The following is a 14,037-nucleotide window of genomic DNA, read 5'->3' as shown; positions in this document are numbered from 1 at the left end:
TGCGCAATGAATTACAGAATCGTTCGGGCGGACGGCTCTGGAGGATCCGGGGATGGCCGCGTCGTGCAAACCGACACGGCGTCCGCGCTGCCCGTGTCTACCATCGGCGGCATGCCGATGCAGCGCAACGAGGTGAAGCGCTCGTGGCCGTGATGCTATCGATTGCGTAGCTGAAAGCCGGAGCCATTGAGCGGCCAGAGGCCGTTTCGTCTCGATCCGGGAGGGGCAGGGGTTCTGCGGCCCTTGCGGCCGCGGCGACGGCCAAGCTCTTAAAATGTACAAAACTCCGCCGTTCTGTACGTCCATGCATATCCTGCCCCTCAGCGAATTCCGCGCCAACGCGTCCGCCATGCTCGACCTGGTCGAGCAGGGCGCGACCGTTCGCATCCTGCGCCATGGCAAGCCCGTGGCCGACCTGGTGCCGCCGAGCGCCGACAACGCGCCGCAGCCGCGCCAGCCGAGCTGGAAGCAACCGTTCGATCCGGTGCGCCTCGCATCGCCCGCCGCGTCCCTCGCAGGTGCGGTTCAGGCCCACAGGGACGGTGTGCGGTGGTGACGGTAGCCGACGGCATGCGTGCCTTGCTCGACACCTCGGCCCTGACCAAGCGCTATACCGACGAAGCGGGGCGTGACCAGGTGCTGGCGATCTTTCAAGCATCGCGGAACCTGGTGATCGCGGCGCACTGCAAGGCCGAGATGGCCTCCGCGCTACTGCAGCGCCGACGCGAAGGCAGCCTATCGGCCTCCGACTTCGACCGCACTTGGCACCAGGCGCAGCAGGACGTGGCCGACATGGAGTCGGTCCCCCTCGACGCGCATGTCGAACGGCTGGCGTTCGCCGCGATGGAGCGGCATCCGCTGCGGGCGTCGGAGGCGCTGCACATCGGCAGCGCGCTGGTCGCGCGCGTCGATCTTTTCGTGACCGCCGACGCGCGCCAGGCGCAGGCGGCCCACACCATGGGCCTGCCCACCGAATGGGTGCGCGGCGACCAGAAGGAAACTACATGATCTATCCCCGGGAATTCGACGTGATCGTCGTCGGCGGCGGCCACGCCGGCACCGAAGCGGCGCTGGCCGCCGCCCGCATGGGCGCCAAGACGCTGCTGCTCACCCACAACATCGAGACGCTGGGCCAGATGAGCTGCAACCCGTCGATCGGCGGCATCGGCAAGGGCCATCTGGTAAAGGAGGTGGATGCACTCGGCGGTGCGATGGGTATCGCGACGGACGAGGCCGGCATCCAGTTCCGCATTCTCAACAGCTCCAAGGGGCCGGCGGTGCGCGCCACCCGCGCCCAGGCCGACCGTATCCTCTACAAGGCCGCCATCCGTCAAAGGCTGGAGAACCAGCCCGACCTGTGGCTGTTCCAGCAGGCGGTGGACGACCTGTTGGTAGAAGGCGACCGGGTCGCCGGCGCGGTGACCCAGGTGGGCATCGCCTTCCGGGCCCGCACCGTGGTGCTGACCGCCGGCACTTTCCTCGACGGCAAGATCCACGTGGGCCTCGACAACTACGCTGCCGGCCGCGCGGGCGACCCGCCGGCGTTGAGCCTGTCGGCACGACTGAAGGAGTTGCAGTTGCCGCAGGGCCGGTTGAAGACCGGCACACCGCCGCGGCTCGACGGCCGCAGCATCGATTTCAGCCAATGCGCTGAGCAGCCGGGCGACGGCATGCCGGGCGGGGTGGGGGAGTCGGTGCCGGTGTTCAGCTTCATGGGCAAGGTCGCGATGCATCCGCGCCAAGTGCCGTGCTGGATCACGCATACCAACGAGCGCACCCACGACATCGTCCGCAGCGGTTTCGACCGCAGCCCGATGTTCACCGGCAAGATCGAAGGCATCGGCCCGCGCTATTGCCCGAGCGTGGAGGACAAGATCAACCGCTTCGCCGACAAGGAAAGCCACCAGATCTTCCTGGAGCCCGAGGGCCTGACGACGCACGAGGTGTACCCCAACGGCATCTCGACCAGCCTGCCGTTCGATATCCAGTACCAATTGGTACGTTCGATGAAGGGCCTGGAAAACGCGCACATCTTGCGGCCGGGCTATGCGATCGAATACGACTACTTCGACCCCCGGTCGTTGAAGAGCAGCTTCGAGACGCGCCAGATCGGCGGACTGTTTTTCGCCGGTCAGATCAACGGCACCACCGGCTACGAGGAGGCAGCGGCGCAAGGCCTGTTCGCCGGCATCAACGCCGCGCTGCAGTGCCGGGGCGATGCGCCCTGGCTGCCGGGCCGCGACGAGGCCTATCTGGGTGTGCTGGTCGACGACCTGATCACCAAGGGTGTGACCGAGCCCTACCGCATGTTCACCAGCCGGGCCGAGTTCCGGCTGCAGCTGCGGGAAGACAATGCCGACATGCGCCTGACCGAAACCGGCCGCCGGTTGGGCCTGGTGGACGACGCGCGATGGGATGCGTTCAGCCGCAAGCGCGACGCTGTTTCACGTGAAACAGAGCGACTGCGGTCTATCTGGGTCAGCCCGCGCAACCTGTCGGCCAGCGAGTCCGAGCGGGTGCTGGGCAAGGCGATCGAACATGAATACTGCCTCGCGGAATTGCTGCGTCGTCCCGATGTCAGCTACGACGGTCTGATGTCCCTGTCCGAGGGACGCTATGCATCCGATACTGTTTCACGTGAAACGCTCGGCGACGCGAGAGATGCGGTTTTGGAGCAGATCGAAATTTCCGCCAAGTATTCCGGCTACATCGATCGACAAAAGGACGACGTGCAGCGTGCATCGTATTACGAGCAATCGCGCCTGCCCCACGACTTCGACTATCTGCAGGTGACCGCGCTCAGCTTCGAGGTGCGCCAGAAGCTGCAGAAACACCGTCCCGAGACGCTGGGCCAAGCATCGCGGATTTCCGGCATCACGCCGGCGGCGGTATCGCTGCTGCTGGTGCATCTGAAGAAGCGGGGTGCGCGTGGCCTCGCGTCGGCTTCCGCATCGCCTGAAGCGATCGTCTGAACAATCATCTTTGCTCTGTCCGCACATTCGGCGAACAGGCACTCCGGAATTTCTCATGCCAGAGTTGAACGCTGCCGATGTGCAGCAGCAGATCGCCGCAGGGGCCGCGGCATTGGGCGTTGAGGTGGACGCCAGCCAATGCGAGCGGATGGGGCGCTATCTGGGCCTGATCCAGAAATGGGGCAAGGTCTACAACCTCACTTCGGTGCGCGACCCGCAAGAAATGTTGACTCACCACTTGCTGGACAGTCTGGCAGCGGTGCCTCCCCTTTTGCGTCAGCGCAAGGCGGCCGCAGCCGATGCGGCACGGCCGTTCTCGTTGCTCGACGTCGGTGCGGGTGCGGGCTTGCCAGGGGTGGTGGTGGCTATATGCTGCCCGCAGGCCGGGGTGACCTGTGTCGATACGGTGGCCAAGAAGGCTGCTTTCCAGCAGCAAGTGGCGCTGGAGTTGCGGCTGCCCAATCTCAAGGGCCTGCATGCGCGGGTCGAGACCTTGAGCGACCCGTTCGATGTCGTGGCGTCGCGTGCGTTCGCGTCGCTGTCGGATTTCACCCGTTGGTCGGTCGATGCGGTGGCGCCCGACGGGGTGTGGATGGCGATGAAGGGCAAGCATCCGTCGGGCGAACTGGACGCGTTGCCGCCCGACATCCGCGTGTTCCACGTGGAACAACTGACGGTTCCCGGTCTGGACGCGGACCGATGCATTGTCTGGATGCGTAGAGCGTGCTATGCACTTTGACGTACCCGCCTGCGAGATCCCTCTTCGGGAAAGCCGGGCAGAGGTCCGGTTGCCACGTTGCGGGCCGCTTGCGGCATCCACACCGCGGCGCGTCCTGTGCCTTGCCGCCGGGCCTCCCCGGCTTTCGCGGGTACGTCGAAGTGCATAACAAGCTCTAAAACGCGTCTGCAGCACCCACCGCGGGTTCCAGGGGGCAGGGCGCTTAAACTCGAGTCCCACCGCATCCCGCACCCTCTTTGTTTCTCACGCGCTCCCATGTTCGGCATTCCCGATTACGGTTCTTTCTGCGCAGCGGTGGTCGTGTTCCTGATGCTGCCGGGCCCCGGCACTTTCGCCGTGCTGAATTCGACCGCCAAGGGGGGCTTCAGGGCCGGTGCGGCCGCTACCGCCGGCCTGATCGCGGGTGACCAGGTACTGCTGTGGCTAGCCGTGGGCGGTGTGGCCGCGCTGCTGGCCGCATACCCGCCGGTGTTCATGGCGGTGCAGTACGTCGGCGCCGCCTACCTGGTCTGGATCGGCTTTCGGCTGCTCACCGCCAAGCCGGGCGATGCCGGCCCGGTGCGCATCGAGCCGCGGCACTACGCCCGGCAGGCATTTTTCATCACGCTGCTCAACCCCAAGGCCATCGTGTTCTACATGGCTTTCTTCCCGCTGTTCGTGAATCCGGCCACCCACCGCGGCGGCATCACCTTCGCCGCGATGGCGATCACCATCGCGGCGTTGACGGCCTGCTACTGCCTGGGTCCGGCGGCGGTGGCGCGGGCCGTCACCGCGCAGGTCCGTGCGCACCGGCGGGTGGCCAAGGGGCTGGAGCGGCTGACCGGCGTGTTCCTCATCGGGTTCGGTCTCCGGCTCGCGATTTTCAAGTAAGCAAGAAGACCGACATGGCCCAGATTTTTTGCATCGCCAACCAAAAGGGCGGCGTCGGCAAGACGACCACCTCCGTCAACCTGTCCGCCGGCCTGGCCAAGATCGGCCAGCGGGTGCTGCTGGTCGACCTCGATCCGCAGGGCAATGCGACGATGGGCTCAGGCGTGGACAAGCGGGCGCTGGAGGCGACGATCTACGAGGTTCTGGTCGACGGCGTGCCGATACCGGAAGCCCGGGTGCGGGCCGACCGGCTGGAGGAGAGCGGCTGCGGCTACGACGTGCTGGGCGCCAACCGCGAGCTGGCCGGCGCCGAGGTCGAACTGGTCGGGCTGGACCAGCGCGAGAAGCGGTTGAAAAGTGCGCTGGGCCCGGTCGATGCCGACTACGACTTCGTGCTGATCGACTGCCCACCGTCGCTCTCGATGTTGACGCTCAACGGGCTGTGCTCGGCCCACGGCGTGGTCGTCCCGATGCAATGCGAATACTTCGCCCTCGAAGGCCTGACCGACCTGGTCAACACCATCAAGCAGGTGCATGCCAACCTCAACAAGGATCTGCAGATCATCGGCCTGCTGCGGATGATGTTCGATCCGCGGATCACGCTGCAGCAGCAGGTGAGCGAGCAGCTGAAGGACCATTTCGGCGACAAGGTGTTCGACACGGTGATTCCGCGCAACGTGCGCTTGGCCGAAGCCCCCAGCTACGGCCTGCCCGGGGTGGTGTTCGACCCCGCGTCGAAGGGCGCGCAGGCCTTCGTGGCCTTCGCCTCCGAGATGGTGGCCCGCGCCACAAAACCCAAAGCCAAGAAGGCCTGAGGCCTTTACCAAACAATGGCCCCCAGCTATGAAAAAGAGAGCATCACCGTCCTGACCTTGCCCGGCTGGCACGGCAGCGGTGCCGACCATTGGCAGACCCGCTGGGAAGTGCTGTACGGCTACCGCCGGGTGGAACAGCACGACTGGCAGCGGCCGCTTCGCGGCGACTGGAACGCGCGGCTGGAAGACGTGGTGCTCGGCTGCGAAACCCCGGTGCTGCTGGTGGCCCACAGCCTGGGCTGCGTGCTGGTGGCCGCCTGGGCCGCGCATTCGCGCAGCACCGATCGCATCCGCGGTGCATTGCTGGTGGCACCGCCCGACATCGAGCGCGATGACCTGCGGCCGCAGCTGCCCGGCTGGACGCCGGTGCCGCGCCAGCCGCTGCCTTTTCCCTCGCTGGTCGTCCACAGCGACGACGACCCTTATGCCGCGCCGGGCTATGCGCCGCACATCGCGCAGGCCTGGGGCAGCGCGCTGCACGGCGTGGGGCCCGCGGCCCACATCAATGCCGACGCCGGTCTGGGCGACTGGCCCGCCGGCCATGCGCTGATGCAGGCGTGGCGGGACACCGGCTTCGCCGCACCTGCACCGCGCACCTGAAAACACGAAGAACCAAGAGGAGCCGACACATGGCCACAACCAAGAAACCCAAGGGCCTCGGCCGCGGCCTGGAAGCCCTGCTCGGGCCCAAGGCCAGCGAAACGCCGGCCGATGCCGCCGGCGACGATCTGCCGCACGTGCTGTCGCTGGCCGACCTGGTCCCCGGCATCTACCAGCCCCGCACCCGGATGGACGAAGGCGCCCTGTACGAGCTGGCCGAGAGCATCAAGGCGCAGGGCATCATGCAGCCGATCCTGGTGCGCCGGCTGAAGGACGGCGACAACGCCGGCAGGTACGAAATCATCGCCGGCGAGCGGCGCTTTAGGGCCGCGCGGCTGGCCGGCCTCGACAGCGTGCCGGTGCTGGTGCGCGATGTGCCCGACGAGTCGGCCGCCGCGATGGCGCTGATCGAGAACATGCAGCGGGAAGACTTGAACCCGCTCGAAGAAGCGCAGGGCCTGCAGCGGCTGGTCAAGGAGTTCGGCCTGACCCACGAGCAGGCGGCGCAATCGGTCGGCCGCTCGCGCAGCGCTGCCAGCAATCTGCTGCGCCTGCTGAACCTGGCCGATCCGGTGCAGACGATGCTGATGGCCGGCGACCTGGACATGGGCCACGCCCGGGCACTGCTCTCGCTCGACCGGGCGGCGCAGATCACCGCGGCCCACCAGATCTCGGCGCGCAAGCTGTCGGTGCGCGAGGCCGAGGGCCTGGTCAAGAAGATCGGCGCCGAGTTCAGCCTCTCGGCCCAGAAGCCGCCCGCCGCTTGCAAGGAGAAATCCAGCGACCTGCGCCAAGTGGAAGAAGACCTGGCCGACCTGCTGACCGCCGCCGTCGAGGTGCGGGTCAAGAAGCGGGTCAAGCGCCATGGCCGCACCGAGGACACCGGCGAGGTCGCGATCCAGTTCGCCAGTCTGGACGAACTCAACGGCCTGATCGATCGACTGCGCCGCACCGCCGGCCGGTAGGCACCGCATGCAGGCGCCGCGGCTGCCCTGGCCCCTGCCGGCGCTCCTGGTCTGGGGCTCCGCATGGGGCCTTTTCGGGCTCCTGCAGGCGGTGGGGCCACCCACCCTCCAGGGACTGCCCGTCGTGGCCCTGGCGACCGCCTGGGGCGCCGTGGGCAGCCTCTGGGGCACCACCCGGATGCGGCGCCTGCTGCTGGCGGGTGGGTTTCCGGTGTCGCTGCTGGCCTCGGGTGCCGTGGTGCTCCCGGCCTGGGGCTGGCTACCGCCGCTGGCGCTGTGCATGCTGGTATACCCGGTGCATGCTTGGCGCGATGCGCCGGTATTTCCCACGCCGCGCGGTGCGCTGAGGGACCTTCCGGTCACCGTGCCGCTGGTGCCGGGCAGCCGGGTGCTCGATGCCGGCTGCGGCCTGGGCGACGGGCTGCGGGCCCTGCGCAGCGCCTACCCGGACGCCGTGCTGCACGGCATCGAATGGAGCTGGCCGCTGCGGCTGCTGTGCGCGCTGCGCTGCCCCTGGGCGCAGGTGCGGCAGGGCGACATCTGGCGGACCGATTGGCGGGACTATGCGCTGGTCTACGTCTTCCAGCGGCCCGAGAGCATGGCCCGCGCCTGGGACAAGGCCCGGGCCGAGTTGGCGCCCGGCGGGGCGATGGCCAGCCTCGAATTCGAGGTGCCGGGCGTGGCGGCGGACCGTCGGTTGCGCACGCCGGACGGGCGGCCACTGTGGATCTACCGGCTGGCGCCGGCCGCTAAAAAGTAACTTTCTGCCTACGTGGGTGGGGGTGGGATACCTCGGGCACCACAGCGAGACGCGCCAGGGCAGCCACATGGGCACCGGCCGGATGGTCGCGTCCGGCTACGGCACGGTGCCCGCGATCGTCTTCCGCAACGACGGCGGGGGCGGCATGGCCGGCATGCCTGGGCGAGGCCATCGACGGCTGCTTTTTATTACTCCATTCTGTGTATGGAAACCGAACTGTTACGCTTTTATTTCAATCTGGCATGCAATCAAACATATAGTTCGTGCGCTTTCAGGTTAGCGAAAACCTGAAAGTCAAAATCAAACTACACTAGGAAGGTTAATGAAATTCAGCGTAATCGTGTGTGCGTTCTCGAGGGGTAACGCTTTTCTAAAACGCTTGTCGATAGCAGCGGGGTTGGGTCTGAGCCTCGTGGCTTCGGCATCTGCTCAAATAGACATCGAGCATTCACAGCAAAACACGCAGCCGGCAGATTCTCGGCCTGCAAATATTCCTGCAGAATATGTGGTGACTCCGTTCGGGTATTTCTCCCCCTCCTGCATTCGGGAAATTCACGAGGGTGAAAAGATTCTCGATAACGAGGAAATATTGCGAATCGACGGCACGATCGAGCCACCTAACGTTTGTGCGCAAGACAATTTCACTCGCCAGGGGGAGCGCGTCTCGCCCCAAGGTCTCGACGAGCAAGGACGCCTGGTGCGGGCATCCACACTCAAAGCGGTGCCCCCGCCGACCATATCGTATAGCTACATAGAGGATGGTGAATACCAAACTGATAAGCCCGTGGGCAGAATTTCAGCCAGCTGGACCGTGCCGGAAAACCCCACCCTGCGGTCCAAGCAAACGATTTACTTCTTTCCGGGAGTGCAGGGCGACACGATTATGCAGCCGGTTCTGGGCTATCGCGGGGAGTCGGACTCTTGGGATCTCAGCAGCTGGAATTGCTGTAAAAATGGAACGGTCAATCACAGCGATTTCATTCCTGCGAAGTCGGGCGACAAGATAGTAGGTGACATCTATTCGACCTGCGCCCCAGGCTTGGCGTGCAACCGTTGGAACATCGACACGCATAACCTGACGACCGGCAAAAGCGTCCGTCTGACCAGCAGCCCCCATGGAAATCCGAACCTGATCATGGGTGGGGCCCTGGAGGTATACGAGGTCAGCGCATGCGCAGAATACCCGGCGACAGGATCGCTGGTCTTCCACGATATCGAGGTCTATGACCAGAATAGCGTGCGGGTCGCATCGCCTCCCTGGGAGGCGGATTCGGATGCTCCTGCAGCTTCTCCGCAGTGCAACTACAGCACCAAAGTGACGCCCACGTCGATCACGATCACCTATTGACGAACTGGCGAAACCTGGCTGTCGCCTCGCGGACGATCCACCGCAAGCGGACTGCAACGCAGCGGCCGGGCCTCTCCCCCAGCTTTCCCTAAGGGAGGGTCCCGCAGGCAGGCGCTCGCGGCGTTGCGGCCCTTGCCGAGGCACGAGGCTTTGCGGCGGCCCGCGGGACCCACGCGGGTACGTCGAAGTGCATAACACGCTCTACAGTGGTGCGGTGTACCGGGTACGGCCCGTGCAACGCCCGCAGGGCACGCCGGTGCCCGCACCGACCCGATGAACCGCCAACCGACCACCGCCGACATGCCGAAGACCCCGAGCACGGCCGCTGCCGGCACCGCCGCGAAACGGGCGCGCCCGGCCGCCGCCCAGCCTGCGCGCAAGACGACCCGCAAGCCCGCGCTTCGAACCGCGCCGGCACCACACGTACCGGCCGCCCGTAGCACCTCCGCCGCCACCATCCGCCGCCGCGCCCGCCAGATCGAGGACAAGCGCGCCGCCATCCTGGGCGCGGCGCTGGGCCTGTTCTCGCGCTTCGGCCTGCACGGCACCAGTGTCGACAAGGTCGCCGCGCGGGCCGATGTCTCGAAGAGCAACCTGCTCTACTACTTCGCCAACAAGGAAGAGCTGTACGTCTCGGTGCTGCGCGACCTGCTGGCGGTGTGGCTGGAGCCGCTGCGCGGCTTCAGCGCCGAGCAGGACCCGCGCGCCGCGATTGGCGACTACATTCGCCGCAAGCTGGCCGTCTCGCGCGACAGCCCCGACGCGTCGCGCCTCTTCTGCCTGGAGATGGTGCAGGGCGCGCCGCTGCTGCGCGACGAGCTGGGCCGCGAGCTGCGCGACCTGGTCGAGCGCAAGTCCGAGGTAATCCGCGCCTGGGTGGCCGACGGCCGGCTGGCCCCGGTGGAGCCGCACCACCTGATCTTCGCACTGTGGGCCACCACCCAGCACTATGCCGATTTCGGGGTGCAGGTGCAGGCGCTCACCGGCAGCACGCTGGACGATCCGGAGTTCTTCGAGGCGGCGGTGGAGAACGTGCAGCGCATCGTGCTCGACGGCATCGCCCGCGCATCGGGCGCCACTGCCGGCTGACCATCGTTTTGCTATCAAAAAAATAGCTTGAAGTCGGCGAACGGCGCTGGCCGTGGCTATTTTTCTTTTAAATTCTTCTGACGGGCACCCGGGCACCCGGGCACCCGGGCACCCGGGCACCCGGGCGTCTGGTGGCAGTGTCAAAATCAGCGGCACAGAATTCCTGTTTGCTTGAGCAGTGTCGACGTCAAAAAAACCTGGTCGCCGCCGGCCTTGCGAACATCGCCCAATGTCATTTCCATGAGAACCCGTTTTTCGGCTCTTCGGCCGTGCGCGTTCAAATCAGCCAACGCCCCTCGTTTGGCTTCGGTTCCATACATGACGTTCAGCGAAGATTCGGGCAGTCTCGAAGCATCCATTTCAGCAGCCATATATGGCTGCATGCCGCGTAGCTGCTCCAGCATTTCTTCCCGCTCGGGACCCTCCGGCTGGTTCGATGCACATTCTTCAAGTATCGAAAGCAGGGGCGTTTTTTCCAGCGCAAGATGATTCGCTATCCGCGCACTCGAATGCATGTTGCCCGCAGCAAGGAACACGCCTTCACGCTGTGGGCATGGTTCGATCCATCGCGGGTCTGTCACGCGATAGAACCTGGATGCGTCTGTGAGCCCGAGGTGTTCGACAGGATCGTTCTCTCGAAGAAATGCATCGCGTACAGCCGCAGGCAAACTCGACGACGATTGAAACGCGACAAAGGGCTCTGCGTCGTTTCGGGTGGTGTCTGCTGGCTATTCGTTGAGCGGGGCGGTCGGGCCACGGACCGGGGTGTCGGCCCCGGTCCGCGCCAGGAACGCGAGCAAGCGGTCGTTGAACGGCCCGGGCGCGGTCACGCTGTGGGCATGGCCGCCGTGCGGCACCAGGTCGAGCGTGGCGCGCGGCAGGCCTTCGGCAAGGCGGCGCGAACGGGTCCAGGGCCCCAGGGTGTCGTCCATCGCGGCCATCACCAGGGTGGGCGCGGCGATCTCGGCCAGGCGCGCATCGACGTCGAAGGCGCGCAGCGCCGCGATGCGGGTGCGCATTGTGGCCTCGCCGGGGAAATGGGCGAAGGCGTGGTCGACCTCGGCTTGCACCGTCTCGGCGTTGGCGGCGCACCAGGCGGCGGGGTACAGGAAGATCGGCTGCGCTTCCACATAGGCCCGCGGGCCCAGGGCACCCAGCAGCGCCAGCCGCGCATCGAAGCAGCGGGCCGAATGCGGATCGGGCCGCGACCAGGCGTTCACCAGCACCAGGCTGGCGACGCGCTGCGGCGCATCCAGCGCCAGCTGCAGCCCCACTAGCCCGCCCAGCGCATGGCCTATCAAATGGCAGTGCGCGGTGCCGGTGGCGTCCAGCACTTCGGCCACGTCCCGGGCCATGTGGGCGATGGAGTAATCCGCCGGCAGCGTGCCCGGGCTGCGGCCGGTGCCGCGCTGGTCGTAGGCGACCACCCGGTAGCCGGCGGCGGCCAGCGCGGGGATCTGAGACTTCCAGAACGCGGCCGAGCCGCCGAGGCCGGACGATAGCAGCACCGTCTGGGCCGCATCGGCGGGGCGGTGCACCTCGTGGTAGAGCGACATGAGAATCCTTGTGGGAAATACGGTGTGGAGCGGCGCGTGTTTTCGCCAGAAGCACCGCGGAGCCGGCTTCGCCGGGCCGCGGGTGCTGCCCACCGCGAAGGGGGTTGGCGGAGACGCGCAGTACGCAGCCTGGGGGTTAGCGGCCTATATGCGCAATGGATGCGATTTCCACCAGCGCATCCGGCTTCACCAGCCCGCACTGGATGCAGTAGCGCGCCGGCTTCTCGCCGGGAAAGAACTCGGCATACACCGCGTTGATCTTCGGGTAGTCGGCCCAGTCGCGCAGGAACACGTGGTTGAAGGTGACGTCGTCCATCGTACCGCCGGCTGCCTCGATCACGCCCTGGATCGTGGTGAGCACATGGCGTGTCTGGGCGGTGGCGTCGCCCAGGTGCACCACGTTGTTGTCCTGGTCGAAGGGCAGGGTGCCCGAGACGTAGACGATGCCGTCGGCGAGGGCGCCGGGCACGTAGGGGCGAGCGGCTTGCCGCTACCGGGCGGGATGATGGCTTGCTTTGGCATGAAGGCTCCGAGTGAACCCCCAGGCTCTGCGCTTCGCGGTCCGCCTTCTCCCCTTCTGCCGCGCAAGGGGGCGGCGCCAGCGGCCGGGCAGAGCCCATTCCGCGGCGCCCCTGGTCAGGCGGGGCGTGTCAGGTCGAATGAGGGTGGGTTGAAAAAGCGTGGAAGGGGTGAATCAGGGGGAGACGGTGTCGACGAACGCGTCCACCGTGGACACCCATCCGAAGAAGGTCTCCACGTTGTAGACCGCCGCCGCCTGGATGGCGGGGCCGCCCAGTTCGTGGGTGGCGTCTTCCAGCATCACGCTGAAGTACTCCAGGTGGAACGCGTCGCGCAGCGTCGATTCGACGCACACGTTGGTGGCGATGCCGGTGAAGACCAGGTTGCGGACGCCGCGGGCGCGCAGGGTGCTGTCGAGCGCGCTGTTGAAGAAGCCGCTGTAGCGCGGCTTGGGCACGACGATGTCGCCCGGCTGCGGCGCGATCGCATCGACCATCTGGTAATCCCACCCGCCCTTGGCCAGGAAGCGGCCCTGCAGCTCGGGCTTCCTGCGCATCGTCTTCAGCGCGTTCGACTTGTGCCAGTTGGGCGAGCCGGGGCCGCCGGCCTCGACGTACTGCGCGTCCCAGCCGTTCTGCAAAAACACCACCAGCACGCCGGCCGCGCGCGCCGCCGCCACGGCGCGGGCCACGTTGCCGATCACGCCCTGCGCGCCGGAGATGTCGAAGCCCGCGGTATCGACATAGCCGCCCACCGAGGCATAGGCGTTCTGCATGTCGACCACCACCAGCGCGGTCTGCGCGGCGTGGAAGGCCAGCGGCTCGGGCCGGGCCGGCAGCACATGGGCGCCGCTGCCGGGGTGCAGCGCGTCGGGCGCGCCGGCGGGGCTGAACGAGGCGAGGGTGGCGTTGGTCTTGGCGGTGATATTGGGGATGGTCATGCGGGTATCTTTCACGCGGCCAGTGCCTCGGCGGCGGCCACCTGCGACGGCACCGGGCTGTCGGCCTCGGTACGGCTGGCCATCAGCGGCTGGATGCGCTCGCCGAAGGCCTTCACGCCTTCGACGAAATGGTCGAAGGTCAGCAGCACGCCCTCGAGCCGAAGAATTCGTCGCCCGGCCACATGCCCATCTGCGAATACTCGGGCTTCTGCCAGCCGGTCACCAGGTTGACGCCGAAGCGGCCGCCCGAGATGCTGTCGATGGTGGCCGCCATGCGCGCCACGACGGCCGGCGGCATCACCAGCGAGGCGGCGGTGGCGAAGAGCTTGATCTTGGTGGTGACGGCCGCCAGCCCGGCCATCAGGGTGAACGATTCGAGGTTGTGGTCCCAGAACTCGGTCTTGCCGCCGAAGCCGCGCAGCTTGATCATCGACAGCACGAAGTCCAGCCCGTAGTGCTCCGCCGTCTGCGCCACCTCTTTGTTGAGCGCGAAGGTGGGCTTGTACTGCGGAGCGTTCTCCGACAGCAGCCAGCCGTTGTTGCCGATGGGGATGAAGATGCCGACTTTCATGGTGATGCGCTCGCGGGGGTGGAGGTGCCGCTGCTCTGCATGCGCTGTGCCAGGTTTGAGGTCGTTTTATATCAACGGGTTGCGATGGCTCTGCCATTCTGTTTTGACCGAATGGTCCAAACTGGTTCGTTCGGACGGGGGCGGCTACTCCCATTCGGTGCGGGATGGGCGGTGGGGGTGCATTGGTGCTCGCTCAAGAGTCCGTCCTGAACAAATCGTTCGTCACACAGAGCGCGGCTGTCCCATGCGATTTAAGCCTGCCGCCATCGCCCAGAGGGTCATGCAGTCCAGCC

General features: G+C 66.4%; 16 protein-coding genes and 1 pseudogene. 11 read left to right on the top strand and 6 right to left on the bottom strand.

Features of this window, described 5'->3' with window-relative positions; genetic code table 11:
• Positions 1-304: 304 nt before the first annotated feature.
• From DFQ15_RS06365 to rutR, 11 genes are all read left to right on the top strand, one after another.
• Positions 305-556 (top strand): type II toxin-antitoxin system Phd/YefM family antitoxin, encoded by a 252-nt coding sequence (locus tag DFQ15_RS06365; RefSeq protein WP_233504314.1) that lies wholly within the window; start codon positions 305-307, stop codon positions 554-556.
• The gene (locus DFQ15_RS06360) at positions 553-1,008 is read left to right on the top strand and encodes a type II toxin-antitoxin system VapC family toxin (protein WP_146228664.1); all 456 of its coding nucleotides are present in this window, start codon (positions 553-555) and stop codon (positions 1,006-1,008) included. The genes DFQ15_RS06365 and DFQ15_RS06360 overlap by 4 nt, the downstream gene beginning before the upstream one ends.
• Positions 1,005-2,972 carry a tRNA uridine-5-carboxymethylaminomethyl(34) synthesis enzyme MnmG gene (gene mnmG / locus DFQ15_RS06355; RefSeq protein WP_110465174.1) on the top strand — a complete coding sequence of 656 codons (1,968 nt, stop codon included), beginning with the start codon at positions 1,005-1,007 and terminating at the stop codon, positions 2,970-2,972. Before DFQ15_RS06360 ends, mnmG begins: the two co-directional genes overlap by 4 nt.
• Positions 2,973-3,027: 55 nt before the next feature.
• A complete protein-coding gene (rsmG, locus tag DFQ15_RS06350) occupies positions 3,028-3,711 on the top strand; it encodes a 16S rRNA (guanine(527)-N(7))-methyltransferase RsmG (protein ID WP_110465173.1) in 684 nt (227 codons plus the stop codon).
• A 255-nt stretch (positions 3,712-3,966) separates the two neighbouring features.
• Positions 3,967-4,581, top strand: a complete 615-nt coding sequence (locus DFQ15_RS06345; RefSeq protein ID WP_110465172.1) for a LysE family transporter — start codon at positions 3,967-3,969, stop codon at positions 4,579-4,581.
• 14 nt (positions 4,582-4,595) lie between these two features.
• Positions 4,596-5,396, top strand: a complete 801-nt coding sequence (locus DFQ15_RS06340; protein ID WP_110465171.1) for a ParA family protein — start codon at positions 4,596-4,598, stop codon at positions 5,394-5,396.
• Between the two features lie 15 nt (positions 5,397-5,411).
• The gene (locus DFQ15_RS06335) at positions 5,412-5,996 is read left to right on the top strand and encodes an RBBP9/YdeN family alpha/beta hydrolase (protein WP_110465170.1); all 585 of its coding nucleotides are present in this window, start codon (positions 5,412-5,414) and stop codon (positions 5,994-5,996) included.
• Between the two features lie 29 nt (positions 5,997-6,025).
• Positions 6,026-6,961, top strand: a complete 936-nt coding sequence (locus tag DFQ15_RS06330; RefSeq protein ID WP_110465169.1) for a ParB/RepB/Spo0J family partition protein — start codon at positions 6,026-6,028, stop codon at positions 6,959-6,961.
• A gap of 7 nt (positions 6,962-6,968) precedes the next feature.
• A complete protein-coding gene (locus tag DFQ15_RS06325; protein ID WP_110465168.1) occupies positions 6,969-7,721 on the top strand; it encodes a class I SAM-dependent methyltransferase in 753 nt (250 codons plus the stop codon).
• Between the two features lie 322 nt (positions 7,722-8,043).
• Entirely contained in the window at positions 8,044-9,069 is a 1,026-nt protein-coding gene (locus tag DFQ15_RS06320) for a hypothetical protein (protein ID WP_199399826.1), read from the top strand.
• Positions 9,070-9,342: 273 nt separating this feature from the next.
• Entirely contained in the window at positions 9,343-10,158 is an 816-nt protein-coding gene (gene rutR / locus DFQ15_RS06315) for an HTH-type transcriptional regulator RutR (RefSeq protein ID WP_233504313.1), read from the top strand.
• A gap of 146 nt (positions 10,159-10,304) precedes the next feature.
• On the opposite strand, the gene DFQ15_RS06310 is transcribed toward rutR, so the two are convergent.
• The 6 genes and pseudogenes from DFQ15_RS06310 to DFQ15_RS06290 form a co-directional block, all read right to left on the bottom strand.
• Positions 10,305-10,826 carry an AvrPphF family type III effector gene (locus tag DFQ15_RS06310; RefSeq protein ID WP_110465167.1) on the bottom strand — a complete coding sequence of 174 codons (522 nt, stop codon included), beginning with the start codon at positions 10,824-10,826 and terminating at the stop codon, positions 10,305-10,307.
• Between the two features lie 60 nt (positions 10,827-10,886).
• Positions 10,887-11,714, bottom strand: a complete 828-nt coding sequence (gene rutD, locus DFQ15_RS06305) for a pyrimidine utilization protein D (protein ID WP_110465166.1) — start codon at positions 11,712-11,714, stop codon at positions 10,887-10,889.
• A 136-nt stretch (positions 11,715-11,850) separates the two neighbouring features.
• Positions 11,851-12,236: pseudogene (gene rutC / locus DFQ15_RS06300) on the bottom strand (pyrimidine utilization protein C).
• A 172-nt stretch (positions 12,237-12,408) separates the two neighbouring features.
• Positions 12,409-13,173, bottom strand: coding sequence for a pyrimidine utilization protein B (gene rutB, locus DFQ15_RS06295; protein WP_110465264.1), 765 nt, complete (start codon positions 13,171-13,173; stop codon positions 12,409-12,411).
• Between the two features lie 11 nt (positions 13,174-13,184).
• The gene (locus tag DFQ15_RS17385; protein WP_158529013.1) at positions 13,185-13,322 is read right to left on the bottom strand and encodes a hypothetical protein; all 138 of its coding nucleotides are present in this window, start codon (positions 13,320-13,322) and stop codon (positions 13,185-13,187) included.
• Positions 13,313-13,744 (bottom strand): LLM class flavin-dependent oxidoreductase, encoded by a 432-nt coding sequence (locus tag DFQ15_RS06290; RefSeq protein WP_233504312.1) that lies wholly within the window; start codon positions 13,742-13,744, stop codon positions 13,313-13,315. The genes DFQ15_RS17385 and DFQ15_RS06290 overlap by 10 nt, the downstream gene beginning before the upstream one ends.
• Positions 13,745-14,037 lie beyond the last annotated feature (293 nt).

This window comes from Xylophilus ampelinus (assembly GCF_003217575.1).
GTDB lineage: Bacteria > Pseudomonadota > Gammaproteobacteria > Burkholderiales > Burkholderiaceae_C > Xylophilus > Xylophilus ampelinus.
This window is presented reverse-complemented; position numbering and strand designations above follow the sequence as displayed.

What these genes read in the sequence shown, in the direction of transcription:
- rutD (WP_110465166.1), bottom strand. Translation starts at nt 11,714, where the DNA reads ATGTCGCTCTACCACGAGGTGCACCGCCCCGCCGATGCGGCCCAGACG.
- DFQ15_RS06320 (WP_199399826.1), top strand. Translation starts at nt 8,044, where the DNA reads ATGAAATTCAGCGTAATCGTGTGTGCGTTCTCGAGGGGTAACGCTTTT.
- DFQ15_RS06365 (WP_233504314.1), top strand. Translation starts at nt 305, where the DNA reads ATGCATATCCTGCCCCTCAGCGAATTCCGCGCCAACGCGTCCGCCATG.
- DFQ15_RS06290 (WP_233504312.1), bottom strand. Translation starts at nt 13,744, where the DNA reads ATGAAAGTCGGCATCTTCATCCCCATCGGCAACAACGGCTGGCTGCTG.
- rutR (WP_233504313.1), top strand. Translation starts at nt 9,343, where the DNA reads ATGAACCGCCAACCGACCACCGCCGACATGCCGAAGACCCCGAGCACG.
- DFQ15_RS06325 (WP_110465168.1), top strand. Translation starts at nt 6,969, where the DNA reads ATGCAGGCGCCGCGGCTGCCCTGGCCCCTGCCGGCGCTCCTGGTCTGG.
- mnmG (WP_110465174.1), top strand. Translation starts at nt 1,005, where the DNA reads ATGATCTATCCCCGGGAATTCGACGTGATCGTCGTCGGCGGCGGCCAC.
- DFQ15_RS06335 (WP_110465170.1), top strand. Translation starts at nt 5,412, where the DNA reads ATGGCCCCCAGCTATGAAAAAGAGAGCATCACCGTCCTGACCTTGCCC.
- DFQ15_RS06340 (WP_110465171.1), top strand. Translation starts at nt 4,596, where the DNA reads ATGGCCCAGATTTTTTGCATCGCCAACCAAAAGGGCGGCGTCGGCAAG.
- rsmG (WP_110465173.1), top strand. Translation starts at nt 3,028, where the DNA reads ATGCCAGAGTTGAACGCTGCCGATGTGCAGCAGCAGATCGCCGCAGGG.
- DFQ15_RS06345 (WP_110465172.1), top strand. Translation starts at nt 3,967, where the DNA reads ATGTTCGGCATTCCCGATTACGGTTCTTTCTGCGCAGCGGTGGTCGTG.
- DFQ15_RS06330 (WP_110465169.1), top strand. Translation starts at nt 6,026, where the DNA reads ATGGCCACAACCAAGAAACCCAAGGGCCTCGGCCGCGGCCTGGAAGCC.
- rutB (WP_110465264.1), bottom strand. Translation starts at nt 13,173, where the DNA reads ATGACCATCCCCAATATCACCGCCAAGACCAACGCCACCCTCGCCTCG.